Origin of the sequence: Nitratireductor mangrovi (assembly GCF_007922615.2) — a bacterium.
GTDB lineage: Bacteria > Pseudomonadota > Alphaproteobacteria > Rhizobiales > Rhizobiaceae > Mangrovimarina > Mangrovimarina mangrovi.
Genome location: NZ_CP042301.2, coordinates 1,735,157 through 1,757,307 on the forward strand (window position 1 = coordinate 1,735,157; position 22,151 = coordinate 1,757,307).

Genomic DNA, 22,151 nt, shown 5'->3' on the forward strand with positions numbered 1-22,151 from the left:
CGGGGCCGCGGCCCCGGTCTTCCTTACTTGCCGGCTCCAGCAAGCCGCACCGCCTGCCCCAGCCAGTCGTCACGCTCGATGCGGCCCTTGAAGCCGAGCTCCTCGTCGAGCTTCGCGATGTCCGCCTTGGTCAAAGCCGCGATCTGTACGTAAGTGCGGATGCCGCGATCGTTGAGGACCTGCTCCAGCTTCGGCCCGATGCCTGAAATCGCCTTGAGATCGTCCGTTGCCGAAGAGGTCCCGGCATCGGCCCCTTCCGCCTCTTTCGCCGCGGGTTCGGCCTTCGCGATTGGGGCCGGTTTCGCCGCCACCGATTCCCCACGCGGCGAGGCAACCCTCTTCACCGTATCCTCGGCGATGTCACGCGCGGCCCGGGCGCTGGTTTCGGCGATGTCCTCCGCCGCGTGCTCGACGTCCGTGACCAAAGTTTCGACCGCAGCGCGCATGCGCACCCGCGTGGACCTGGGAGCCTTGTAGGCGGGTTCGTCGTCCTCGCCATCGCGCGAAAGCCCCGCTTCGGCCAGGCGCCGGGCGGCCTCCATTGAGCCGGTCATGGTTCCCATCCACAAACCGAACGCCTGCCCGGCAATGCCGATGCCGAACGCCGTCATCGCCGCCGAGGCCGCGAGGGGATGCGCCATCAGGTTTGCGGCACCGTGCATCTCCTTCGGCAGCAGGCCAGAAATATCCCGCGTCATCCTTTCAAGTCCGGCTTCCATTTCCTTTGCATCCGGCAGCGTGTCATGGGGCATGAAATACGGTGACATCTGATGTCTCCCTGTTCTGGTCCACATTCCCCCGGAACGTTCCCCCATGGTCGTGCCTGACGTCTTTTTCTATTCCGCCGCCACCAGCGCCGGGTGGGCGCGGTGGGCGTTGCGGGTGAACTCGTCGATGCGGCGTTCGATCTCGGGGCGGAAATGCCGCACCAGCCCCTGAATCGGCCACGCCGCGGCGTCGCCCAGCGCACAGATCGTATGGCCCTCGACCTGCTTGGTGACATCGAGCAGCATGTCGATCTCGCGCTTCTGCGCCTCGCCGCGCACCAGGCGTTCCATCACGCGCCACATCCAGCCGGTGCCCTCGCGGCACGGCGTGCACTGGCCGCAGCTTTCGTGCTTGTAGAAATAGGAAAGCCGCGCGATCGCCTTCACGATGTCGGTCGACTTGTCCATGACGATGACCGCTGCGGTGCCGAGACCCGACTTCAGGTCGCGCAGTGCGTCGAAATCCATCGGCGTATCGGCAATCTGGTCCGCCGGCACCAGCGGCACCGAGGAGCCGCCGGGAATGACGGCGAGCAGATTGTCCCAGCCGCCGCGGATGCCGCCGCAATGCTCCTCGATCAGTTCGCGGAAGGGGATCGACATCGCCTCCTCGACTGTACACGGGTTGTTCACGTGACCGGAGATGCAGAAAAGCTTGGTGCCGGCATTGTTCTGGCGGCCGAAGGAGGAGAACCACGCGGCGCCGCGGCGCAGGATGGTCGGCGCGACAGCAATCGATTCGACATTGTTGACCGTCGTCGGGCAGCCATAGAGCCCGACATTGGCGGGGAACGGCGGCTTCAGCCGCGGCTGGCCTTTCTTGCCTTCGAGGCTCTCGAGCAGTGCCGTCTCCTCGCCGCAGATATAGGCGCCGGCGCCGTGATGGACATAGACGTCGAAATCCCAGCCATTCTTGTTGTTCCTGCCCAGGAGGCCGGCGTCATAGGCCTCGTCGATGGCGCGCTGCAGCGCCTCGCGCTCGCGGATGAACTCGCCGCGGACATAGATGTAGGCCGCGTGCGCGCCCATGGCGAAGCCGGCGATCAGGCAGCCCTCGACCAGGGTGTGCGGGTCGTGGCGCATGATGTCGCGATCCTTGCAGGTGCCGGGCTCGGATTCGTCGGCGTTGACGACGAGATAATGCGGGCGCCCGTCCGACTGCTTGGGCATGAAGGACCATTTCAGCCCGGTCGGGAAGCCTGCGCCACCGCGCCCGCGCAGGCCGGAATCCTTCATCTCGCTTATGATCCAGTCGCGGCCCTTCTCGATCAGCCCCTTGGTGTTGTCCCAGTGGCCGCGCGCCATAGCGCCCTTCAACGAGGTGTCGAAGCGACCGTAGATGTTGGTGAAGATGCGGTCCTTGTCGGCGAGCATCGCAATCTCCTCAGCGCGGCTTCTTGCCGAAGACGCGGACATATTCCGCCTCGCCGCCCTTGGCGAGCGCCTTGGCCTGCTTGACCCACTCGTCACGTTCGATGCGGCCATGGAACTTCAGGAAGCCGTCGACCCATTCGCGTTCGGCCTTCTTCCAGGCGGCGATCTGCGCATAGGTGAAGATGCCGAGCGAATGCAGGGTCTTCTCGATCTTGGGTCCGACACCGGAAATCAGCTTCAGATCGTCGGGCGCGGCGGGGCGCTCCATGCCGATCGGGCGGTTCTTGTCGAGCAGCGACGGCGCGCCGTCCTGTGCCGCCTTGCCGGCAGCCTTGCCCGCACTCCCTTTCGCGCCGGTTCCGGCAAGCTTCACCGGCCTGGCCGGCGCCTGTCGCGCCTTGCGCTGGCGGGCGTCACCCTCGACGGCCGGTTCGGCCTTGTTGGCGGTACGGGCATTGGCCTTCGGCGCGGCGACGCTTGCCGCCTTCTCGCCATTGGGGCTCGCCTTCACCTTCGACGGCGTCTTCACCGCCGGGCTGGTCTCGATCGCATCGGTCTTTGGCTTCGCCGACTTCGACGGCGGCACCGGGTCACCCTTGGGCTTGCCGGCCTTCGACGCCTTGTCACGCGTCGATTTCAGCACTGCCTTTTCATCGGCAAGCGACGTGAAGCCTGAAGCCGGCGCGGAGCGGAAACGATCAACCTGCGGCCCCGGCGTCACGCTGTCGCCCTTGCCGTTCTCGAAGGCGTCGATGATCTCGCCAAGCCGTTCCGGAGTCAGGTCTTCGTAGGTATCCTTGAAGATCATCACCATCGGCGCGTTCACGCAGGCCCCGAGGCACTCGACCTCCTCCCATGACAGCGTGCCGTCCGCATTGGCATGGAACTGCTCGGGATGGATCTTGTCCCGGCACACATCCATCAGCGCTTCCGAGCCGCGCAACATGCAGGGCGTGGTGCCGCAGACCTGGATGTGCGCCTTCGTGCCGACTGGCTTCAGCTGGAACTGGGTGTAGAAGGTCGCAACCTCGAGCGCGCGGATATAGGGCATGTCCAGCATGTCGGCGATCGCCTCGATCGCCGGCTGTGTCACCCAGCCCTCCTGTTCCTGAGCCAGCATCAGCAGCGGGATCACGGCCGACTGCTCGCGGCCCTTGGGATATTTCTTGATCCATTTCTTCGCTTCCGCCGACTTCGCCCGGTTGAAGGCGAAGGCGGCTGGCTGAAGGGCTGGCTCTGCTAGACGGCGGACGGACATCTATCTGTCGACCTCACCAAAAACGATATCGAGGGAGCCGAGAATGGCGGAAACGTCGGCCAGCATGTGACCGCGGCACAGGAAATCCATCGCCTGCAAATGCGCGAAGCCGGGCGCGCGCAGCTTGCAGCGATAGGGCTTGTTGGAGCCGTCTGAGACCAGGTAGACGCCGAACTCGCCCTTGGGCGCCTCGACCGCGGCATAGACCTCGCCCTCCGGCACCCGGTAGCCTTCGGTATAGAGCTTGAAGTGGTGGATGAGCGCTTCCATCGAGCGTTTCATTGCGCCGCGCTTGGGCGGCACGACCTTGCCGTCGATGTTCGACACCGGCCCGGTCTTTTCCTTGCCGAGCAGACGGTCGACGCACTGGCGCATGATCTTCGCCGACTGGCGCATCTCCTCCATGCGGATCAGGTAGCGGTCGTAGCAGTCACCGTTCTTCCCGATCGGGATGGAGAACTCCATCTCGGGATAGCACTCGTATGGCTGCGACTTGCGCAGATCCCAGCGCGCGCCCGAGCCGCGCACCATCACGCCGGAAAAACCCCACTCCCAGGCCTCGTCGAGCTTCACGACGCCGATATCGACGTTGCGCTGCTTGAAGATGCGGTTGTCGGTCAGAAGGTCGTCGAGATCCTTTACCGTCTTCAGGAACGGATCGATCCACTTGCCGATATCCTCGACCAGCTGGTCGGGAATGTCCTGGTGAACCCCGCCGGGGCGGAAATACGCCGCGTGCATGCGGCTGCCGCTGGCGCGCTCGTAGAACACCATCAGCTTCTCGCGCTCCTCGAAGCCCCACAGCGGCGGCGTGAGCGCTCCGACGTCCATGGCCTGGGTCGTGACGTTGAGCAGATGCGACAGGATACGGCCGATCTCGGAATAGAGTACGCGGATCAGCTGCCCGCGCTTCGGCACCTCGATTTCCAGCAGGCGTTCCACCGCCAGCGCGAAGGCGTGCTCCTGGTTCATCGGCGCGACATAGTCGAGCCGGTCGAAATAGGGCACGGCCTGCAGATAGGTCTTGTGCTCGATCAGCTTCTCGGTGCCGCGGTGCAGCAGTCCGATATGCGGGTCGACGCGCTCGACCACCTCGCCGTCGAGCTCCAGGACAAGGCGCAGCACGCCGTGCGCCGCCGGATGCTGGGGGCCGAAATTGATGTTGAAGTTGCGGACGTTGTGCTCGGTCATTGCACGCCCTCGCTTGATTTCGGCCCGTACAGCGCGAAGACTTCCGCCTCGGTCATCTTGCGCGTTTCGTTGGCGAAGTCGTAATTGCCCGGTTTGCGGTCGATGAAGATCTCGCTGGCGAAGCGGAACGCGGCCGCGTCGTCGAAGGTGTGGACCGAAACGTGCTGGTTCTTGCCGTCCTGGGTCTGCCACAGGATGGTCGAGCCACAGGCAGTGCAGAACAGCCGTTCGCCCCAGGACGATCCACGATAACGGCCGAGAGTCTCTTCGCTCTCGAAGCGCACGCTGTCGCCGCAGTCGGTGGACATGAACGTGCCGCCCGACCAGCGCCGGCACATGCCGCAATGGCAGATGCCCATCGCAGTGCCGGTCGGCGTTGCGGTGAAGCGCAATTCACCGCAAAGGCATTGTCCGTTGAGGGCTTCGGTCATGCCGCCATCACCATTCGCCGAACAGCGCCCCGCCGCCGAAAAGCCAAAGCGCCAGCCCGGCAAGCGTCAGCGCCACCAGCACCTTGCCGAGCGTGTCGTTGACCAGTGGCCTGCCCGCGATTCGCGACCAGACGTAAAGCACCGCGCCCACGACGATCGCCGCCAGCAGGATGAGAACGATCAGCCGCGCCATTTGCCAGCATCCCCATCATTTGGCCTTCTCGTCGCCGGGCAGCACGTAGTCGGTGCCTTCCCACGGCGAAAGAAAGTCGAAATTGCGGAACTCCTGCTTCAGTTCGACGGGTTCGTAGACGACCCGCTTGACCTCGTCGTCGTAGCGCACCTCGACGAAGCCTGTGAGCGGGAAGTCCTTCCTGAGCGGATGCCCCTCGAAACCATAGTCGGTAAGGATGCGGCGTAGGTCCGGATGGCCGGAAAACAGGATGCCGTATAGGTCGTAGGCCTCGCGCTCGAACCAGTCGGCGCCGGGAAAAACCGGCGTCGCCGACGGCACCGCCGTCTCCTCGTCCGTCATCACGCGGATACGCAGGCGAAGGTTCTGGCGCGGCGACAGCAGGTGGTAGACGACATCGAAGCGGTTTTCGCGTGACGGATAATCGACACCGGAGATGTCGATCAGCGAGACGAACTGGCACTGCACGTCGCGCTTCAGGAACGAAAGAACCTCGAGCAGGTCGCCGGGAGCGACCGTCAGCGTCAGTTCACCGAAGGCGACCACCGCCTCCTCGATGCGTCCGTCGAGACGCTCCGAGACGTAGGCCGCCAGATCTTTCAGCGCTTCGCTCATGCCGTCAGTCCAGTCTTCACCGCTCGATCGTGCCGGTGCGGCGGATCTTCTTCTGCAGCAACAGAATCCCGTAAAGCAGCGCCTCCGCGGTCGGCGGGCAGCCAGGCACATAGATGTCGACCGGCACAACCCGATCACAACCGCGCACCACCGAGTAGGAATAGTGGTAGTAGCCGCCGCCATTGGCGCACGATCCCATCGAGATGACGTAGCGCGGCTCGGGCATCTGGTCGTAGACCTTCCTGAGCGCGGGCGCCATCTTGTTGGTCAGCGTGCCAGCCACGATCATGACGTCGGACTGGCGCGGGCTGGCGCGCGGCGCGATGCCAAAGCGCTCGGCGTCGTAGCGCGGCATGGAGATGTGCATCATCTCCACCGCGCAGCACGCGAGGCCGAACGTCATCCACATCAGCGAACCGGTACGGGCCCATGTGATAAGCGACTGAGATGAGGTGACGATGAAGCCCTTGTCGGCGAGCTCGCTGTTGATGTCGCCGAAAAACGGATCGTCGGCGCCGACCGGCTTGCCGGTGTTGGGATCGATGATCCCCTTTGGTTTCGGCGCGATGAGGGTGTCTGAACCGGTATTCAATCCCATTCCAGAGCTCCCTTCTTCCATTCGTAGATGAAGCCGATCGTCAGCACGCCGAGGAAGATCATCATCGACCAGAAGCCGAGCCAGCCGATCTCGGCAAACGACACCGCCCAAGGGAACAGGAACGCCACTTCAAGATCGAAAATGATGAACAGGATTGCCACGAGGTAGAAGCGGATGTCGAACTTCATGCGCGCATCATCGAAGGCGTTGAACCCGCATTCATAGGCCGACAGCTTTTCCGGGTCCGGATTGCGATAGGCGACAATGAAGGGGGCAACGATCAGCGCCACGCCGATCGCCAACGCCACGCCGATGAAGATGACGATGGGCAGATATGAAACGAGAAGGTCGTTCATTCCTTAGCCTTCCGGAGCCGTCCGGCAGCCATCCTATCACCTGTCCGCGCGAAGAATACGCGACATGTTGGCAGAAAATGCCGCGGACCGTGCTCATGTTGCAACGCGGCGACGGTTAGCGCAGCCATCCGGGCGACGCAAGTCAAACCTTGGCCAAATCGGGGCATCCGCCGCGACAATCCCCGCAGGTTTCTGCCCGACAGCATCCACCATCGTGACAGCTTTGTCAGGAACGCATGCGGACGCGTTTCGTTTCGGGTTGACGCTGGCCGCGCCGCGCTTTCTCGTAAGCCGGAATGGCGGTCGCGCTTTCAGCGCAGGGCCGCGCCGGCACCAGACGAAGAGCTCCATGGCCGACACCATTTCCCTCGCCAGGGCGCGGCGTATCGCGCTTGCGGCCCAGGGCTTCACCGACCGCAGGCCTGACGGCGAATGCAATCAGCGGCATCTGAAACGCGTGCTCAGGCACACCCGCCTGCTGCAGATCGATTCGGTCAGCGCCGTCGTGCGCGCACATTACATGCCTGCCTTCTCGCGGCTCGGTCCCTACCGCATGTCGTTGATCGACGAGGCCGCCTCGAAGCGGCCCAGAAGGATGTTCGAATATTGGGCCCATGAAGCGTCATTGCTGCCGGTCGAGACCTGGCCGCTGGTGCAGTGGCGCATGGCGCGCGCCGCGGATGGCCACGGCATCTATTCCGGGCTTGCCAAATTCGGCCGCGAGAAGCGCGAATTCATCGAACGGGTCTTCGCCGAAGTCGACGCACGCGGCCCGCTGGCCGCCTCCGATTTCGACGGGCACCAGGGCACCGGCGGCTGGTGGGGCTGGAGCGAGGTCAAGCACGCACTCGAATGGCTGTTCTGGGCCGGTCGGGTGACGACGCATTCGCGCAAGCCGAGCTTCGAGCGCCTTTACGACCTGCCGGAACGTGTCCTGCCGCAGACCATTCTGGCCGAACCGGTCCCGTCACCCGCCGATGCGCAACGCCAACTTGTCGAGCTATCCGCCCGCGCGCTTGGCATCGCGACCGCGAGCGACCTGCGCGACTATTTCCGTCTTGCGCCCGCCGACTGCTATCCGCGCATAGACGAACTGGTGGAGGAAGGCGCGCTCCTGCCGGTAGCGGTCAAAGGCTGGCCGAAACAGGCTTATCTGCATCGTGATGCGCGCATGCCGCGCAAGGTTGGCGGACGCGCGCTGCTCGCTCCGTTCGACCCGCTGGTCTGGGAGCGCAGCCGCGCCGAACGCCTGTTCGGCTTCCGCTACCGTATCGAGATCTATACCCCCGCCCACAAGCGAACGCATGGCTATTACGTGCTGCCGTTCCGGCTCGGCGAGGCGATCGTGGCGCGCATCGACGTCAAGTCCGATCGTGCCGGCAATGTGTTGCGTGTCGTTGCCGCCTATTCGGAACCCAATGCGCCGGACGACACCGCCGCTGAACTGGCGCAGGAACTGCACCTGATGGCGGCATGGCTGGGACTCGACCGCGTGTCTGTGGAACCCGCTGGTGACCTGGCACCGGCGCTGGCCGCCGCCGTGGAGGGCGCCAACTAGCGCTTCAAAGCGTTTCCAGGAAGGCGACCAGGGCCTGTCGGCCACGCTCCGTGAGCCGCACCGGCCGCAACTCGCTTTCGCCGTCCGGTGACCGCGGTGCCGACGCATAGTGATCGACAACCTCCTCCAGCGTCGCGAACTGGCCGGCATGCATATAGGGCGCACGGCTGCCCACGCCGCGCAGCGAGGGCGTCTTGAAGGCGCGGACGAGTTCCGGGCTCTCGCGCAGCATGAAACGCATTTCGTCGCATTCATCGGGCGTCGTGTCGCTGAAGGGGCCGGTGCAACTGAACGGGTCGGCCAGCAGCTTGTCGATCGCTTCCGCTCGGCCTTGCCCCGCCGTTGCGCCTTCCGGGTCAGGCACCCCGGTATTGTGGAAATGATCGTCGGTAAAGCGTGGCCCGTTGTGGCATTCAAGGCAGTTGCCACTGCCGATGAAAAGCCTCAGCCCCTCCCGTTCGAGCTCGGAAAACGCCGCCTCACCCTGCGGTGTCTCGTCCCTGGCGATCGGTGCCGCAAACCGGTCGAACCGTGTCTCCTCCGGGCGTAGCGTGCGCTCGAAGGCTGCGATTGCCTTGCCGACATTGGCGAATGCGAGGTCGACCGCGAAGCGTTTATCCTCGCTCATTGCGCGCCATGCCGCCTTCTCGCTCTCATTGCCGAGCGGACTTGCCGCGTCCGGGACGTCGGTCAGCGAAGGCACAGGGCCGAACACGGCCTCGTAGTCGTCCGGGTAATTTTGCACGACGTGGCGGACGATCCCGGTCCGCGTCGCCGCATGTTCGCGCGGGTTTTCGAGCGGTTCCAGTGCCTGGCTCCAAAGCGAATCCTTGCGCCCGTCCCAGAAGAACCAGATGTTCCACGCCACGCCGGCAAGCGGCATGGTGCGTTTGTCGGTGGTCCCGACCGCGACGCCGCGCGGCAGACCGTCCTGGAAGCCACGCGCGGGATCGTGGCAGGTCGCGCAGGCGACCGTGCCCGGCCCGCTGAGACCGGTATCGTGAAAGAGTTTCTCGCCGAGCGCGGCCGCTCGCGGATCATCCGCAACCCGATTGGAGCGCGACGGCGGCACATCTGGCAGCTCCGCCAGGGACAGCGAGACGATCGTTTCCTTCTCGGACCGGCTCAGGTCGTCGCCGCAGCCGGCCAGCGCGGCAATCGAGGCCGCCAGCGCCGCCGAAATGAGGACCGAGCCAGCCCGCGACATCGTAATCCTAAAGCTGCAGGTTGAAGGTTGCGCTGTCCTTGCCGGGGCCCGCGTCGATCTCGAATTCCAGCACCCACCAGCCGCCCATATTGAAACGCACGCCCTCGACTTGGTAGCGGCCCTCGCCAAGTTCCGCGGTCATCTCCGGACTGGTCGGAAGCCCGTGGCCATGATCCGGCATGCCTCCTCCAACCGCGATCGCAGCCCCCTCGACCGCTTCGCCCGCAGGGGTCGTCAGCGTCACGACCCAGCCGTGCAGCACCCCTTGCTCGATCGGGTCCTTTTCCGGCGCGATCTCCACAACGTAGAGCCCGTTGTCGGAAGCCTTGGAACGGGAAAGGTCACGCGTCGCCGCGGGCTCGCTTCCCGGATTGAGCAAGAAGATCGCGGCAAAGGCAAGCGCCGCAGCGGAAAGAACGAAGGCAATAATTCTGAACATGGCGCCGACCATCGGACCTTTCCCGCGCCCGCACAACCGCATACCGCCCAGCAGCCCTCGGGAAATCGCCAATGATGAACAGCCTGGCAGTCGCCAAGCTTGCCGACACCGTGTAGAGCGGTCGGCGTCAAAAATGCGGGAGACGGCATGAAAGCGGGCAACGTGGCCTCGATCGGCGAGTGTATGCTGGAACTGTCGGGGATCGGCGACGATGCCTGGCGCATGGGCCATGCCGGCGACACCTTCAACACGCTGTGGGCGCTCCGGGCGCTGACCGATCCCGGTCAAGGCGCCGATTATGTCAGCGCCTTCGGTGACGACCCTTTCTCCGCGGCGCAAATGGCGTTCATGAAGGAAAACGGCATCGGCACCGCGGCAAGCCCTGCCATCGACGGTGCCCGTCCCGGGCTTTATGCCATCACCTTGGACGGCGCCGAGCGCTCCTTTACCTACTGGCGCTCGGACTCGGCTGCACGGCGCCTCGCCGACGATCCGGCCCGACTGGCAAAAAGTCTGGAAAACCGGGCACTTGTCTATTTTTCCGGAATCACGCTGGCAATTCTGGAGGAAACCGCGCGCCATAACCTGCTTGCGGCGCTATCGGCGGCGCAGGCGAGCGGTGCCACGATCGCCTTCGATCCGAACTATCGGCCGCGGTTGTGGCCGGCGCCATCGGTCGCACAGGCGGCGATCGACGAGGCGCTGGCGGTCACGGACATCGCGCTGCCGACCTTTCCCGACGAGCAGATGCTGCATGGAGACGCGACGCCGGAGGCGACGGCCGGCAGACTTTCAAGCGCCGGTGTTGCCGAGATCATCGTCAAGGACGGTGCAGCCCCCGCCCTCGCCGTCTGGGGGGACGGCAGCGAGAGCATTGCGGCCGTGACCGTCGAAGCGCCGGTCGACACCACAGGGGCCGGCGATTCCTTCAACGGTGGCTATCTCGCCGCCCGTTTGGCCGGCCTTGAACCGGCCGAGGCCGTCCGCCGGGCGCATCGGGTCGCCGCCGCCGTCGTCCAAGTGCGTGGCGCGCTGGCGCCGTTCGATGTTCTGCGAAAGGCCTTCGGGACTACCTGAACCGGTACTCGGTGAGCTGCCGGTAGCGATCGCCCGGGTAAAGCAGCGCCTGCGGGAAGTAAGGCCGGTTGGGCGAATCGGGCCACACCTGCGGCTCCAGGCAGAAGCCGGCATAGGGCTGGTAGCGGCGCCCGCCGAGGCCATCGGCCTTCGGTGCGACTTTGTGACCGGCATAGAACTGGACGCCGGCCTCAGTCGTCCAGACCTCCATCTCGACGCCTGAATGGGCGCCCTGGACCCAGGCCGCCTGACGCAGCGGTCCGCGCGCCGCGGCAAGGCAGAAATTGTGATCGTAGGGGAGTTGCGCCGCCTCGGCGTCGGAGCGGACGGGGCGCGGCAACAGGAAATCGAACTCCGTGCCCTCGACGGGCTCGACGACGCCGGTCGGGATCATCTCCTCGTCGACCGGCAGGTAGGCCGACGCCGCGATCATCAGCCGATGGTCGAGAATGTCGGTGGTGCCGCCGTCGTCGAGGTTGAAGTAGGAATGATGCGCGAGGTTGCAGAGCGTCGGCTCGTCGCAGGTTGCGCTCAGTTCGACCGAAAGGGTGCCGGGCAGCTTCAGCCGGTAGGTGCAGACGATCTCCAGATTGCCCGGAAAGCCCATCGTACCGGCACTGTCGCTGAGGCCAAGGGTGACGAAATCGTCGCCGGTGGCCTCGATACGCCAGACGCGCTTGCCGGTGCCGCCGGTGCCGCCGTGTAACGTATGCTTGCCGAGGAAGTTGCGGTCAGCCTCGAAACGCTGCCCTTCGATGGTGAAATGCCCGTCGCGGATGCGGTTGGCGCAACGTCCGGCGATCGCCCCGCAATAGGGCGAATGTGCCGGATAGTCGGCAAACCGTTCGAAGCCGAGCACCAAAGGCGCATCATGACCGGAAAGCCGCAAATCCTGGAGAACGGCGCCCCAGTTGAGGATTTTCGCCGTCAGGCCGCCACCCGAAATGACAACGCGGCGCACCGCCTCGCCATCGGCCGTTGACCCGAAATCCTCAACCTCGCTCATTTCCGCTCCGTGGCTGCGGTAGCAGGTCGCCGGCCCACGCCCGCACTGGTCAGCTACAGCCCAAGGCCGCCGATGCAGACATATTTGGTGTCGAGATAGTCGTCGATGCCCTGATGGCCGCCCTCGCGGCCGAGGCCCGATTCCTTGACGCCGCCGAACGGTGCCTCGACCGTAGTGATCAACCCCTCATTGACGCCAACCATGCCGTATTTCAGCGCTTCCGTGACCCGGAAGACGCGACCTAGGTCGCCGGAGTAGAAATAGCAGGCGAGGCCGAACTCGGTGTCGTTGGCCATGGCGACGGCCTCTTCCTCCTTATCGAAACGGAAGACCGGAGCGACCGGGCCGAAGATCTCCTCCTTCATGACCCGCATGGCGGTCGTCGCCCCGGAGATCACCGTCGGCTCGAAGAATGAGCCGCCGAGTTCGTGACGCTTGCCGCCGGTGACAACCCTGGCGCCCTTCGAGGTGGCGTCGCCGATCAGTTCCTCGACCTTCTCGACGGCCTTGACGTCGATGAGCGGCCCCTGCTGGGTGCCCTCGTCGAGGCCGGCCCCGACCTTCAGCTTCTTCGACGCCGCGGCAAGCTTGTCGACGAACTGGTCGTAGACGCCGGACTGCACGAAGAACCGGTTGGTGCAGACGCAGGTCTGACCGGAATTGCGGTACTTGGCGACCATCGCACCCTCGACTGCGCGGTCGATGTCGGCGTCGTCGAAAACGATGAACGGCGCATTGCCGCCGAGCTCCATCGAAACCTTCTTGACAGTCGAGGCCGACTTCTCGATCAGCAGCTTGCCGACCTCGGTGGAGCCGGTGAAGGTGATCTTCTTGACCAGGGGATTGGTGCAAAGCTCGTCGCCGATCTCGCCGGCCGAACCGGTGACGATGTTGACGACGCCCTTCGGAAAGCCTGCTTCCTCGCACAACGCGCCCCAAGCGAGTCCCGAATAGGGCGTCTGCGAGGCGGGCTTGACCACGCTGGTGCAGCCGGCGGCGAGGGCCGGGCCGATCTTGCGGGCCAGCATGGAGGACGGGAAATTCCACGGCGTGATCGCAGCGATCACGCCTACCGGCTCCTTGGTCACGAGGATACGCCGGTCGGCCCAGGGGCTGGGCACGACGTCGCCATAGGTGCGGCGGCCTTCCTCGGCGAACCAGAGGATGTAGGCGGCCGAGATCGCCACCTCGCCCTTCGCCTCCGCAAGCGACTTGCCCTGCTCCATCGTCAGGAGTTCGGCGAGCGCGTCCTGATTATCCATGATGACATCGTGCAGCTTCCGCAGCAGCTTGGCGCGGTCGTTGGCCGAGGTCTTCTTCCAGGAATGGAAAGCCTTTTCCGCCGCCTTGATGGCGCGCCGCGTCTCCGCCTTGCCGGATTTCGGCACGGTGCCGATCTTTTGGCCGTTGGCGGGGTTCGTCACATCGAGCGTTGCGCCGGAATCGGCCTCAACCCACTCGCCGCCGATCAGGTTGGCCTGACGCATGAAATGGCTGGTTTTCTGCAACATGGAAACGCCTCCTAGCCGCCTTTGCCGGCGGCGATGTTCTCGATGTCCTGAATGAGCGCCAAATCGACCGGGATGCCGTCGCGCCGGAGGCGGTCACGAATAGCCTGCCGCCTTCTGCCTGGCAACCGCGCCCCTTCTGTATCGGTGACTGCCTGCGCCATCTCCGAAAAACGGGCGACCGCGCCGGCAGTTCCGAAAGCCGCCGGGTCGATGGCGATCAGGAACTGGCCGTTGGCAGGCGGCGGACCCTCGGCGTCGAAGAACGAACTCTGCTCATAGGCGAAGTTCGCACCCGTCAATCCGGCGGCGAGCAGTTCGACCATCAGTGCCAGCGCCGTTCCCTTTGCATCGCCCAGAGGGATCATGGTGCCGGCCAGCGCTTCCCTGGCGTCCGTCGTCGGTTGCCCGTGTCTGTCGAGCGCCCAGCCTTCAGGGATCGGCTCCTGCTTCTGGTTTGCGGCCATGATCTTGCCGCGCGCCACCTTCGACAACGAGATATCGACGACGATCGGCTCATCTCCGGCTACCGGGCAAGCGAAGGCGATGGGGTCGGTGCCGAACAGCGGCCGCCGGCCACCCCAGGGCGCCATTGCGGCCGGCGCGTTGGCAAACATCAGCGCCGCCAGGCCATGCTTGGCGAGCGTTTCCACGGTAAGGCCCGCAACGCCGGCATGATGCGAGCGAAAGATGCCGGCACATGCGATTCCTTGCACCGGGGTCATTGCGGCGAGTTCATCGATGGCAAGGTTCAGCGCCGGATAGGCGAAGCCGAGATTGGCATCGATATGGACCACGCCGGGACGGGGACGTGTCGCGCCCGGCGTTGCAAAGCCGTCGACCTTGCCCACGCGCGCTTGCGCCGCGTAGGCCGGCACCCGGCGCAGGCCATGCCCTCCCTGCCCGGCCAGTTCAGCCGCCACCAGCGCGTCAGCTACGGCGGTCGCGTTGTCCGGCGAGGTGCGTGAGGCCGAGAACGCCGCCACGCACAGGGCACGCGCATCGGCTACCGGGAGTGTGCGTTCGTTCATCTATCCCCATCCAGATGCGCCAGCACGGCAGATGCAATCAGGTCGGAAACGCGCACGTTCGACTCGCGCGTCACGCCTGCGATGTGCGGCGTCAGGATCAGGTTGGCAAGGCCCTTGAACTTCGCGCCGGCTGCCGCCGTCAGCGGTTCGGTCTCGAATACGTCGAGGGCCGCTCCACCGATACGGCCACCGCGCAGCGCCGCCGCCAGCGCAGCCTCGTCAACCACTCCGCCGCGCGCGGCGTTGATCAGCACCGCATCGGGCTTCATCAGATCGAGTTGACGCTCGGCGATCATGTGGCGGGTCGCCGGGGTCAGCGGGACATGCAGGCTGATGACGTCGGCTTGCGCCAGCATCTCGTCCAGTTCGAGGCGCTCTGTCTTGTCCCAGGCCGCATCTGACGCATCGAGATGAGGGTCGTACGCGGCCACCGTCATGCCGAGGTCCCGCGCCCGCCTGGCGACATCCCTGGCGATTGCCCCGTAGCCGATCAGGCCCAGGAGCTTTCCCGAAAGCTCGCGCCCGACCAGCTGTTGGCGTGGCCACTCGCCGGCGGCCACCGCGGCGGTCGCCGCATATGCGCCACGTAGCAGGCTCATCGCCGAGGTGACAACATATTCAGCCACCGACAGGTCGTTGGCGCCGCTCGCCGGCACGACCTCGATCCCGCGTGCCTGACAGGCGCCCATGTCGATATTGTCGAGGCCGACCCCAAGCCGGCCGACGAAGGTCAGTGCCTTGCAGGCGGCCAGCAGATCGCCCCGCACCTGGGTGCGATTGCGCACCACGAGAACGCGGGCATCGCTGGCAGACGCCGCTAGGTCTTGCGGGCGGTCGACGAGGTCGGCGTCGTAAAGAACCGCGTACCGCTCTCCCAGGCGCTGAACCGCAGCCTCGTCCATGAACTCGGAGATGACGATATCCGGCATGAAGTGCCTTTGTCGTTTGCCGAGCAACCGCGTACCGCTGCCGCTTAGCTTATCGGCGGAGGAGGATGGACTTTCAAGCACCGCAGGCCCCAGAGCTGAGGCCACGCCTTGATGTCAGGCGCTCCGATAGAGCTTCGTCATGACGAATTCGCGATGGCCGAGCGCTTCGGCGGCTGTGTTGCGGCCGTTGGCGGTCCTGACGATCATGTCGATCAACGCGTCGCCGGCATCGTCGATGGTCATCTCGCGGCGCAGGATACCCGAGACGTCGACGTCGACATGCTCGCCCATGGTCCGGACCGTGCGCGGATTGGCGGTAATCTTGATCACCGGAACGATGGGATTGCCGATGACGTTTCCCTGCCCGGTCGGGAAGGTATGAACGACATAGCCGCCCGCCGCCATCAGCGTCACGCACTCGGCGGCCGCCGATGACGTATCCATGAAATAGAGCCCGTGGCCCGATTTCGGCTCCTCGGCCGGTTCCAGAATGTCGATATAGCGCGAGGTGCGGCCAATCTTTTCGAGATTGCCCAGCGCCTTTTCCTCGATCGTGGTCAGGCCGCCCTCGATATTGCCCTTTGTCGGCTGGCTCTCGGAGAGATCATCGACCTTGTTGGCCTCGATCACCTCGTCCTGATAGGCCTTCCACATCCGGTACCAGCGCTCGCCGACTTCCGCAGTGGCGGCGCGCTGCTTGCAGATGTGCTCGGCCCCGGTGATCTCCGAGGTCTCGCCGAAACAGCCATAAATGCCCTCGGGCAGAAGCTTGTCGTACATGTTGCCCACGGTCGGGCACGAACCGAGACCGGTGGTGGTGTCGCTCTCGCCGCACTTTGTCGAGACCCAGAGTTCCGACACCGAGCATTCCTCGCGCTGCAGTTCGGTGGCGTAGTGCACGAACTCCTTTGCTTTGCGCGAAGCGTCCATGATCGTCTTCAGGTCGCCATTCTGCTCGATCGAAAAGCCGGCGACCGGCTTGCCGGTCTTCGCGATGCCGTCGACGATCTTCTGAGTCCAGCCGGGCTCGATGCCGATCACCACGCAGGCGGCGACGTTGGGGTTGGCGCCAGTGCCGATCATGGTACGGAAATGCAGGTCGAGATCCTCGCCGAACTGCAGGCGCCCATAAGCGTGCGGAAGCGCCAGCGTGCCCTTGATATTGTTGGCGACCGCTTCGCAGGCGGCATTGGAGATGTCGTCGACCGGCAGGATCACGACATGGTTGCGCACCCCGACACGGCCATTGTCGCGCCGGTAACCATTGAAGGTCATGTTGGAATATTTCGAGGCCATAACCGCCCTGTCCTGAACAAAGAAATGCCGGGGCGCGCTTAACGCGCCGCGCGCCCCGGGCTTACCAGCGTTTCGTCTTCAGATTGTGGACGTGGACATGTCCCCCTTTGCCCACGTCGGCGACGAAACGCCCGATATCCTCGCCGTATTTGATTGCCGTATCGCCGTTGCTGAGGTCACTGAGTGCCACCTTGTGACCGATCGGGACGTCGTCCCTGGCCTCGATCTCGAAGCTGGAATCGTCCTCCGTGACGACCGCGAGCATACGGGTTCCGGCCTTAAGCCCCTCGACCACTACCACACCGACATTGTCCTTGCGGTCGTGCACGAGAAGCTGCGGAATCGGCATGCGGTCCCCCGGTAGTCGGACATCTGGCGGATGAAGTCTTATATAAGACATAAGATATAAAAATCTGGCAAAGTCAATCGCGACTGGCTAGAAAAACCCGGTCCGAAACAGGGATTCGGCGATGAACGAAAGCGCCCCGGCAGCATTCGCCTACAAGCCCCTTTATGTGCAGGTGAAGGACCAGCTGGTCCGCCGGATGATCGATGGCGAATGGCAGCCCGGTCAGCTCATCCCCTCCGAGATGGAGCTTGCGCGCCAGGTCGGCGTCAGCCAGGGCACCATCCGCAAGGCGCTCGACGCCATGACAACGGAAAACCTGCTGATCCGGCGCCAGGGCCGCGGCACGTTCGTCGCCAGCCCCGAGGAAAGCCGCATCCTGTTCCAGTTCTTCCGGATCGTCCCAGACAGCGGCGAGACCACGTTTCCGGACTCGCGCGTTTTGACCAGCGCGAGGTCTGTCGCCGAGGGCACGGAAGCCGAGGCCCTCGGTATCAGGGAAGGCGACGATCTCTGGCGCTTCGAGCGGGTGCGCGCCATCCGCGACGAGCCGGTGCTGGTCGAGACGATCCGGCTGCCCGCCGACCGTTTCCCGGGCTTCGGCGATCTTCCTCAGATTCCCAACAACGTCTACGGGCTCTATTCGCAGCGTTGGGGCATCACCATCGCGCGCGCCAGCGAAAGGCTGAAGGCGGTAGGAGCGACCGCCGGTGACGCCGCGCGTCTTCGCTGCGCCAGGGGCGATCCGCTACTCGAGATCACGCGGATCGCCTACGATCTGGAGAACAAGCCGGTTGAACTGCGTGTCTCGCGCTGTCTCACCCGTACCACGCACTACACGTCGGAACTGCGATGAACGCGTTTCAGCCGAACACGACCTGCAGCACGAACAGCCAGAACGAGGCCGTGAGCACCGCGCTCGACGTGGCGATCATCATCGCATTGGTGGAAATGGCGTGGCCGGTGCCGAACTGCACCGCGATCAGGTAGGCGTTGACGCCGGTCGGCAGTGACGCCGTGATCACAGCGACCTGGGCGGCGAGCGGCGACAGGCCGAACAGAAGCGCCAGCGCCAGTGTTACCGCCGGCATCACCAGAAGCTTGAGGCCGGCAAGCGCCATCCCCGCCCTGACGTTCCCCGAAATGCCGTAACGGCGCATCGAGAGCCCGATCGAAAACAGCGCCAGCGGCCCGGCGATGCCCGCGAGCGCATCGACGAAACGAACCCCGAGCGCCGGCAGTTCAAGCCCTGCAAGGCGGAAGGTTAGTCCGACGGCGATGCCGATCAACAGCGGGTTGCGCACCAGCTTGGCCACAAAGTCCTTCGCCAGGGCCAGTGGCTGCACGCCACCCTCGCCGCTGCCGTCGAGGATGGCGAAGATAATGATCGAGGCCGCCATCATCACTGCGAGATGCACCGAAACGATCAGGGCGAGGATCTCGAACCCCTTCTGGCCAAAGACGCCCAGCACCAGCGGGATACCGAGCAGCACCGTGTTGGAGAAGGAGGCCGACACACCTCCAACGACGCCGGCGCGCGCGTCACGGCCGAAAACGCGGGTGGTGACGAGATGGCCCAGCGTCCAGGCGACGGCGACCGACGCGAAATAGGTGCCCCACAGCGACCAGGGCGCCGCACCGTGGAAATCCGCGCTCTGCATGGTGCGGAACAGGAGCAGCGGAAGCGCCACCGACACCGCGAATTCGGCCAACGCGTCGCCAGCCTCCGCCTTCAGATAGCCGGTGATGCCGGCGAGATAGCCGACGGCAACGAGCCCGAAGATGAAAAGGACGGCTTCGACCTGGGGAGACATCAACGCCTGATAGGCGAGCCGCAGCGTACCGGCAAGGCATCGCTGACCGATGTCACAACTCGACCGCCCGCCCGGTCCTGGCACTTTCCTCGGCTGCTGCGCCGATCATCACCGCGCGCATCCCGTCTTCGAGCGAAACCTCGGGATTTCCGCCATTGCGCACCATGTCGAGGAACTTTCGGTGCTGGAAGAAGGTCGAGCCGTGATGATCGCCGGCCGCAAGGATGTCGGCGTCGACATGGATCTCCTCGCGGACCGGCACCTTGCTGGCGCGAGGCGAAAAGACAATCTCGGAAAGGCGCTCGCGCCCATCCGGGGAAAACCGCGCGGGACCAGGCACGAAGGCCTCGACGCGCGCGAGGTCGCCGGTTGCCGCGATCTGTTCCTGCCAGTACGAGCCTTCCGCGAACATGCACAGGTCGAGCATCGCGCGCACGCCATTGTCGAAATCGACGACGACGAAGGCATTGTCGAGGATATCGGCGGCACGGCCATCATAGCTCTCGCCGACGAAGTTCACGTCCATGGCGCCCGAAGCGTAGACGCGTACCGCCTCGCCGCCCGCCATCAGCCGCATCAGATCGAAGAAATGGCAGCATTTTTCGACCAGCGTACCGCCGGTACGAACGGCGAAACGGTTCCAGTCATCGACCTTGTCCAGGAACGGATAGCGATGCTCGCGGATCGCGATCATGCGCAGCCGTCCCGCGTCGCCTGCCTGCAGGCGCGAAATCAGCCGCTCGACCGGCGGCATGTAGCGATATTCCATCGCCACCCAAGCCGGCGCCTTCGCCGTTTCCGCAATGCGCAGGATGTCGTGGCAATCTTCGACGGTCGCGCAGAGCGGTTTTTCGACAAGCACCGGCTTTCCCGCAACGAGGACGTCGCGCAGGATCGCCGCGTGGGTGTCATTGGGGCTGGCGATGACCACGCAGTCGAACCCGCCGGCACTCAGCAATTCCCTGTGGTCGGGAAACTGCACGCCAGCAAAGCCTGCTTGAGACACGCCCGCCCGGCTCTCGGCATTTGGATCGGCGATCGCGACAATCTCGGCGCCGTCGAGAAGGCCGATATTGCGCATGTGTTCGCGGCCCATCATCCCTGCGCCGATAATGGCGTAGCGCACCGTCGCTGGACGAGATTCAGAGGTCAAGGACGGGGATGCCGAGGGTCTTGGCTGCGGCTCCGAGAGCATCGCGGTGGTCTCCATAGGCGAGCGCCATGTGATGCTCGAGCGCCGCGCCCATGACGCGATCGAGCATGTCTTTGGCCGGCGTATCGAAGCGCACGACCCCGGAGGTGCCGGTGAACGCCATCGGTCGTTTCAGCATCTCGCCGCCGCCGATGACAGCGACCGTCTCCCCACGCGCCTGGCTGATGCGGAAGAAGGTGACCCGCCCCGGCTTGAGCGGGAACTGATAGAGCAGCGGCATCTTGCGGTTGGTGTGGATCGTGGCCTCGGCGGCAAAATCCGGGTCGGCCATCGAAAGTGGCGCCTGACCGCAATGCCAGACCACGCCCGTGTCGTCTTCCCCGTCGAGGTCAACAAGGTCGGTCAGGAACGCCGGCGCGTCGGCGACCCTCTGCAACAGCAGGCTCGACAGCGCACCGTAGACGTCGGCCTCGCAGGCGCAGGGCGTCTTCGCCTCGCCCAACATCGCCACCGGACCGCAGACCGCGCCACCGTATTCTGTAAAGGTTTCGGGCCAGCAGCGGATCGCGAAGGCGTCATAGCCGCCAGCACGCCTGATCCCGTCAAGCGCGAGCTTCAGCCGCAGCGAACGGTCGAGTTGCTCCTGATCGACAGCGTCGAGCTTGGCCAGTCGCCCCGACGCGGTCGCGCGCAACGCCGCCACCTCCGCGGCGTCTGCGCCCCGGCCGCCATCGAACATCGCCGCCAGTTCAAGCTCGTCGACATGGACGTCGGCGAGGTCGGCGATCCTGCCGGGATCGTAGGCGCAGGTGTCGAAACCGTCAGGGTGGCGTCCGATGCGGGCGATACGCACACCTTTGAGAGAACGGGCAGCGGCGACCCCGCGCGGATCATCGCCCGTGGCCGCGCGTGTGGCGATCGGCAGCGCCCGCCGCCGTCCGGAGAGCAGTTCGGCAAGGTTGTCGTCGATGTCCGGCGCCGCCGGATCGGCATAAAGGTAACCGAAGTCGCGTCCGACGAGACCCAGGGCATGAGCGGCGAGATTCAGCCCGCAAAAGGAATTGAGCCGCAGCCTGCCGCCCTTGCGCGGCTCGGGGATCGCCCAGATCGACAGCGCCTGGTCGAAGGCCTTCGCCGCCTCGCTCGTCATGGCGGCGTCGGTGAAGGTCACCTGGAGGATGAGGATATGCGCGGGTTGGCGCGCCTGCAGGTCGGCAATCGCCGCCCGCGTCGCCTCGGCGTCGAAAAGCAGCGACCGCGGACCGGCAATCTGCCATCCAACGCGATCCAGCACGGCCAGCATCGCCTCAAGCCGCTCTTCGGCAAAGCCGACGTCGAATGTCGGCCGGGCCAGCGGCAGGATGCCGACCACGCCTTCATTCGCTCCTTTGACTTTGCTTCCCATCCCGTATCCCTATATCCAAGGTCTCACACAGGAAGACGCATGCTTCGCACCTTCATCATTCTCGCCGCGACCTTGCTTGCCGCACCCGCCCCGGCGACGGAGGCCGGCTGGGCGCTGCTTCGCGGCGGCGGCCAAGTCGTCCTGCTGCGCCACGCCTATGCGCTGGGCACCGTCGAGCCGCCCAATTTCGACATCGAGAAATGCAACACCCAGCGCAATCTTTCCGAACGAGGCCGACATCAGGCACGGCGCATCGGCTCGCTGATCGCGGCGCGCGGCGCGCCGGTCGAAAAGGTGCTTTCGAGCCGCCTGTGCCGGGCGCTGGATACGGCCCGCCTTGCCTTTGGCACTGGCGCGGTGGAGGAATTTGTGCCGCTCGACCCGCCGCCGGAAGACGAGGTCGCGGCCAGGGCGTCGCTGCTCGAGACCGTCGAGGCCGTGCGCGCCTATGGCGGATCCGGCAACATGGTGCTCGTTACCGACCTGGCCAATATCAAGGCGCTGACCGGGCGCTCGGCACGCGAGGGCGAGGCACTGATCGTCGCGCCTGACGAGGAAAGCCTGGTGGTGCTTGGCCGCATCGTATTCAACTAGGCGGC

At 65.0% G+C, this 22,151-nt stretch carries 24 protein-coding genes; 4 read left to right on the forward strand and 20 right to left on the reverse strand.

Annotation, left to right across the window (positions count from 1 at the left end):
* Positions 1 to 23: 23 nt before the first annotated feature.
* From FQ775_RS08545 to FQ775_RS08585, 9 genes are all read right to left on the reverse strand, one after another.
* Complete coding sequence (locus FQ775_RS08545) at positions 24 to 767, reverse strand: helix-hairpin-helix domain-containing protein (protein ID WP_246730305.1); 744 nt, start codon at positions 765 to 767, stop codon at positions 24 to 26.
* 69 nt (positions 768 to 836) lie between these two features.
* Positions 837 to 2,141: an NADH-quinone oxidoreductase subunit NuoF gene (gene nuoF / locus FQ775_RS08550; protein WP_146301501.1), complete on the reverse strand. Its 1,305-nt coding sequence runs from the start codon at positions 2,139 to 2,141 to the stop codon at positions 837 to 839.
* A 10-nt stretch (positions 2,142 to 2,151) separates the two neighbouring features.
* The gene (locus tag FQ775_RS08555) at positions 2,152 to 3,399 is read right to left on the reverse strand and encodes an NADH-quinone oxidoreductase subunit E (RefSeq protein WP_146301502.1); all 1,248 of its coding nucleotides are present in this window, start codon (positions 3,397 to 3,399) and stop codon (positions 2,152 to 2,154) included.
* On the reverse strand, positions 3,400 to 4,590 hold the full coding sequence (locus FQ775_RS08560; protein WP_146301503.1) for an NADH-quinone oxidoreductase subunit D: 1,191 nt from the start codon (positions 4,588 to 4,590) through the stop codon (positions 3,400 to 3,402).
* The gene (locus FQ775_RS08565; RefSeq protein ID WP_146301504.1) at positions 4,587 to 5,021 is read right to left on the reverse strand and encodes a GFA family protein; all 435 of its coding nucleotides are present in this window, start codon (positions 5,019 to 5,021) and stop codon (positions 4,587 to 4,589) included. Before FQ775_RS08565 ends, FQ775_RS08560 begins: the two co-directional genes overlap by 4 nt.
* 7 nt (positions 5,022 to 5,028) lie before the next feature.
* On the reverse strand, positions 5,029 to 5,214 hold the full coding sequence (locus tag FQ775_RS08570; RefSeq protein WP_146301505.1) for a hypothetical protein: 186 nt from the start codon (positions 5,212 to 5,214) through the stop codon (positions 5,029 to 5,031).
* Positions 5,215 to 5,229: 15 nt separating this feature from the next.
* Entirely contained in the window at positions 5,230 to 5,829 is a 600-nt protein-coding gene (locus FQ775_RS08575; protein ID WP_146301506.1) for an NADH-quinone oxidoreductase subunit C, read from the reverse strand.
* A gap of 16 nt (positions 5,830 to 5,845) precedes the next feature.
* Positions 5,846 to 6,427: a NuoB/complex I 20 kDa subunit family protein gene (locus FQ775_RS08580; RefSeq protein WP_146301507.1), complete on the reverse strand. Its 582-nt coding sequence runs from the start codon at positions 6,425 to 6,427 to the stop codon at positions 5,846 to 5,848.
* A complete protein-coding gene (locus tag FQ775_RS08585; RefSeq protein ID WP_146301508.1) occupies positions 6,418 to 6,783 on the reverse strand; it encodes an NADH-quinone oxidoreductase subunit A in 366 nt (121 codons plus the stop codon). Before FQ775_RS08585 ends, FQ775_RS08580 begins: the two co-directional genes overlap by 10 nt.
* A 349-nt stretch (positions 6,784 to 7,132) precedes the next feature.
* Here FQ775_RS08585 and FQ775_RS08590 point away from each other — a divergent pair, with 349 nt between their 5' ends.
* On the forward strand, positions 7,133 to 8,341 hold the full coding sequence (locus FQ775_RS08590; RefSeq protein ID WP_146301509.1) for a winged helix-turn-helix domain-containing protein: 1,209 nt from the start codon (positions 7,133 to 7,135) through the stop codon (positions 8,339 to 8,341).
* Between the two features lie 4 nt (positions 8,342 to 8,345).
* Here the strand turns inward: FQ775_RS08590 and FQ775_RS08595 are convergent, their stop codons facing one another.
* Together FQ775_RS08595 and FQ775_RS08600 are read right to left on the reverse strand one after the other, a co-directional pair.
* Positions 8,346 to 9,548 (reverse strand): cytochrome-c peroxidase, encoded by a 1,203-nt coding sequence (locus FQ775_RS08595; protein ID WP_146301510.1) that lies wholly within the window; start codon positions 9,546 to 9,548, stop codon positions 8,346 to 8,348.
* A gap of 7 nt (positions 9,549 to 9,555) precedes the next feature.
* Entirely contained in the window at positions 9,556 to 9,999 is a 444-nt protein-coding gene (locus FQ775_RS08600) for a FixH family protein (protein ID WP_246730306.1), read from the reverse strand.
* A 135-nt stretch (positions 10,000 to 10,134) separates the two neighbouring features.
* On the opposite strand from FQ775_RS08600, the gene FQ775_RS08605 reads away from it, so the two are divergent.
* Positions 10,135 to 11,064 (forward strand): sugar kinase, encoded by a 930-nt coding sequence (locus FQ775_RS08605; RefSeq protein ID WP_146301511.1) that lies wholly within the window; start codon positions 10,135 to 10,137, stop codon positions 11,062 to 11,064.
* On the opposite strand, the gene FQ775_RS08610 is transcribed toward FQ775_RS08605, so the two are convergent.
* The 6 genes from FQ775_RS08610 to FQ775_RS08635 all read right to left on the reverse strand — a co-directional run bounded on the left by FQ775_RS08610 (position 11,057) and on the right by FQ775_RS08635 (position 17,183).
* Positions 11,057 to 12,070, reverse strand: a complete 1,014-nt coding sequence (locus FQ775_RS08610) for an aldose epimerase family protein (protein WP_146301512.1) — start codon at positions 12,068 to 12,070, stop codon at positions 11,057 to 11,059. The genes FQ775_RS08605 and FQ775_RS08610 overlap by 8 nt on opposite strands.
* A 53-nt stretch (positions 12,071 to 12,123) precedes the next feature.
* Positions 12,124 to 13,581 carry an NAD-dependent succinate-semialdehyde dehydrogenase gene (locus tag FQ775_RS08615; RefSeq protein WP_146301513.1) on the reverse strand — a complete coding sequence of 486 codons (1,458 nt, stop codon included), beginning with the start codon at positions 13,579 to 13,581 and terminating at the stop codon, positions 12,124 to 12,126.
* Between the two features lie 11 nt (positions 13,582 to 13,592).
* Positions 13,593 to 14,609 (reverse strand): Ldh family oxidoreductase, encoded by a 1,017-nt coding sequence (locus tag FQ775_RS08620; RefSeq protein WP_146301514.1) that lies wholly within the window; start codon positions 14,607 to 14,609, stop codon positions 13,593 to 13,595.
* Positions 14,606 to 15,538, reverse strand: a complete 933-nt coding sequence (locus FQ775_RS08625) for a hydroxyacid dehydrogenase (protein ID WP_146301515.1) — start codon at positions 15,536 to 15,538, stop codon at positions 14,606 to 14,608. Before FQ775_RS08625 ends, FQ775_RS08620 begins: the two co-directional genes overlap by 4 nt.
* Positions 15,539 to 15,652: 114 nt before the next feature.
* The gene (locus FQ775_RS08630; protein WP_146301516.1) at positions 15,653 to 16,834 is read right to left on the reverse strand and encodes a UxaA family hydrolase; all 1,182 of its coding nucleotides are present in this window, start codon (positions 16,832 to 16,834) and stop codon (positions 15,653 to 15,655) included.
* 61 nt (positions 16,835 to 16,895) lie between these two features.
* Positions 16,896 to 17,183, reverse strand: a complete 288-nt coding sequence (locus tag FQ775_RS08635) for a UxaA family hydrolase (protein WP_146301517.1) — start codon at positions 17,181 to 17,183, stop codon at positions 16,896 to 16,898.
* 121 nt (positions 17,184 to 17,304) lie between these two features.
* Between FQ775_RS08635 and FQ775_RS08640 the strand changes: the two genes are divergently transcribed.
* Complete coding sequence (locus FQ775_RS08640) at positions 17,305 to 18,036, forward strand: GntR family transcriptional regulator (RefSeq protein ID WP_146301518.1); 732 nt, start codon at positions 17,305 to 17,307, stop codon at positions 18,034 to 18,036.
* Between the two features lie 7 nt (positions 18,037 to 18,043).
* On the opposite strand, the gene FQ775_RS08645 is transcribed toward FQ775_RS08640, so the two are convergent.
* Genes FQ775_RS08645 through FQ775_RS08655 form a run of 3 tightly spaced genes read right to left on the reverse strand, consistent with a single transcriptional unit; the run spans position 18,044 to position 21,552 of the window.
* Entirely contained in the window at positions 18,044 to 18,994 is a 951-nt protein-coding gene (locus FQ775_RS08645; RefSeq protein WP_146301519.1) for an AEC family transporter, read from the reverse strand.
* A gap of 52 nt (positions 18,995 to 19,046) precedes the next feature.
* The gene (locus FQ775_RS08650) at positions 19,047 to 20,147 is read right to left on the reverse strand and encodes a Gfo/Idh/MocA family protein (protein ID WP_256378213.1); all 1,101 of its coding nucleotides are present in this window, start codon (positions 20,145 to 20,147) and stop codon (positions 19,047 to 19,049) included.
* Positions 20,137 to 21,552 (reverse strand): L-fucose/L-arabinose isomerase family protein, encoded by a 1,416-nt coding sequence (locus FQ775_RS08655; RefSeq protein ID WP_146301521.1) that lies wholly within the window; start codon positions 21,550 to 21,552, stop codon positions 20,137 to 20,139. The genes FQ775_RS08650 and FQ775_RS08655 overlap by 11 nt, the downstream gene beginning before the upstream one ends.
* A gap of 39 nt (positions 21,553 to 21,591) precedes the next feature.
* On the opposite strand from FQ775_RS08655, the gene FQ775_RS08660 reads away from it, so the two are divergent.
* Positions 21,592 to 22,146 carry a histidine phosphatase family protein gene (locus FQ775_RS08660; RefSeq protein ID WP_146301522.1) on the forward strand — a complete coding sequence of 185 codons (555 nt, stop codon included), beginning with the start codon at positions 21,592 to 21,594 and terminating at the stop codon, positions 22,144 to 22,146.
* The last annotated feature ends 5 nt before the right edge of the window (positions 22,147 to 22,151 follow it).

What these genes read in the sequence shown, in the direction of transcription:
- FQ775_RS08620 (WP_146301514.1), bottom strand. Translation starts at nt 14,609, where the DNA reads ATGAACGAACGCACACTCCCGGTAGCCGATGCGCGTGCCCTGTGCGTG.
- FQ775_RS08590 (WP_146301509.1), top strand. Translation starts at nt 7,133, where the DNA reads ATGGCCGACACCATTTCCCTCGCCAGGGCGCGGCGTATCGCGCTTGCG.
- FQ775_RS08570 (WP_146301505.1), bottom strand. Translation starts at nt 5,214, where the DNA reads ATGGCGCGGCTGATCGTTCTCATCCTGCTGGCGGCGATCGTCGTGGGC.
- FQ775_RS08645 (WP_146301519.1), bottom strand. Translation starts at nt 18,994, where the DNA reads ATGTCTCCCCAGGTCGAAGCCGTCCTTTTCATCTTCGGGCTCGTTGCC.
- FQ775_RS08565 (WP_146301504.1), bottom strand. Translation starts at nt 5,021, where the DNA reads ATGACCGAAGCCCTCAACGGACAATGCCTTTGCGGTGAATTGCGCTTC.
- FQ775_RS08610 (WP_146301512.1), bottom strand. Translation starts at nt 12,070, where the DNA reads ATGAGCGAGGTTGAGGATTTCGGGTCAACGGCCGATGGCGAGGCGGTG.
- FQ775_RS08585 (WP_146301508.1), bottom strand. Translation starts at nt 6,783, where the DNA reads ATGAACGACCTTCTCGTTTCATATCTGCCCATCGTCATCTTCATCGGC.
- FQ775_RS08655 (WP_146301521.1), bottom strand. Translation starts at nt 21,552, where the DNA reads ATGGGAAGCAAAGTCAAAGGAGCGAATGAAGGCGTGGTCGGCATCCTG.
- FQ775_RS08615 (WP_146301513.1), bottom strand. Translation starts at nt 13,581, where the DNA reads ATGTTGCAGAAAACCAGCCATTTCATGCGTCAGGCCAACCTGATCGGC.
- FQ775_RS08580 (WP_146301507.1), bottom strand. Translation starts at nt 6,427, where the DNA reads ATGGGATTGAATACCGGTTCAGACACCCTCATCGCGCCGAAACCAAAG.
- FQ775_RS08625 (WP_146301515.1), bottom strand. Translation starts at nt 15,538, where the DNA reads ATGCCGGATATCGTCATCTCCGAGTTCATGGACGAGGCTGCGGTTCAG.
- FQ775_RS08605 (WP_146301511.1), top strand. Translation starts at nt 10,135, where the DNA reads ATGAAAGCGGGCAACGTGGCCTCGATCGGCGAGTGTATGCTGGAACTG.
- FQ775_RS08595 (WP_146301510.1), bottom strand. Translation starts at nt 9,548, where the DNA reads ATGTCGCGGGCTGGCTCGGTCCTCATTTCGGCGGCGCTGGCGGCCTCG.
- FQ775_RS08560 (WP_146301503.1), bottom strand. Translation starts at nt 4,590, where the DNA reads ATGACCGAGCACAACGTCCGCAACTTCAACATCAATTTCGGCCCCCAG.
- FQ775_RS08630 (WP_146301516.1), bottom strand. Translation starts at nt 16,834, where the DNA reads ATGGCCTCGAAATATTCCAACATGACCTTCAATGGTTACCGGCGCGAC.
- FQ775_RS08660 (WP_146301522.1), top strand. Translation starts at nt 21,592, where the DNA reads ATGCTTCGCACCTTCATCATTCTCGCCGCGACCTTGCTTGCCGCACCC.
- FQ775_RS08555 (WP_146301502.1), bottom strand. Translation starts at nt 3,399, where the DNA reads ATGTCCGTCCGCCGTCTAGCAGAGCCAGCCCTTCAGCCAGCCGCCTTC.
- FQ775_RS08635 (WP_146301517.1), bottom strand. Translation starts at nt 17,183, where the DNA reads ATGCCGATTCCGCAGCTTCTCGTGCACGACCGCAAGGACAATGTCGGT.
- FQ775_RS08640 (WP_146301518.1), top strand. Translation starts at nt 17,305, where the DNA reads ATGAACGAAAGCGCCCCGGCAGCATTCGCCTACAAGCCCCTTTATGTG.
- FQ775_RS08545 (WP_246730305.1), bottom strand. Translation starts at nt 767, where the DNA reads ATGTCACCGTATTTCATGCCCCATGACACGCTGCCGGATGCAAAGGAA.
- FQ775_RS08600 (WP_246730306.1), bottom strand. Translation starts at nt 9,999, where the DNA reads ATGGTCGGCGCCATGTTCAGAATTATTGCCTTCGTTCTTTCCGCTGCG.
- FQ775_RS08575 (WP_146301506.1), bottom strand. Translation starts at nt 5,829, where the DNA reads ATGAGCGAAGCGCTGAAAGATCTGGCGGCCTACGTCTCGGAGCGTCTC.
- nuoF (WP_146301501.1), bottom strand. Translation starts at nt 2,141, where the DNA reads ATGCTCGCCGACAAGGACCGCATCTTCACCAACATCTACGGTCGCTTC.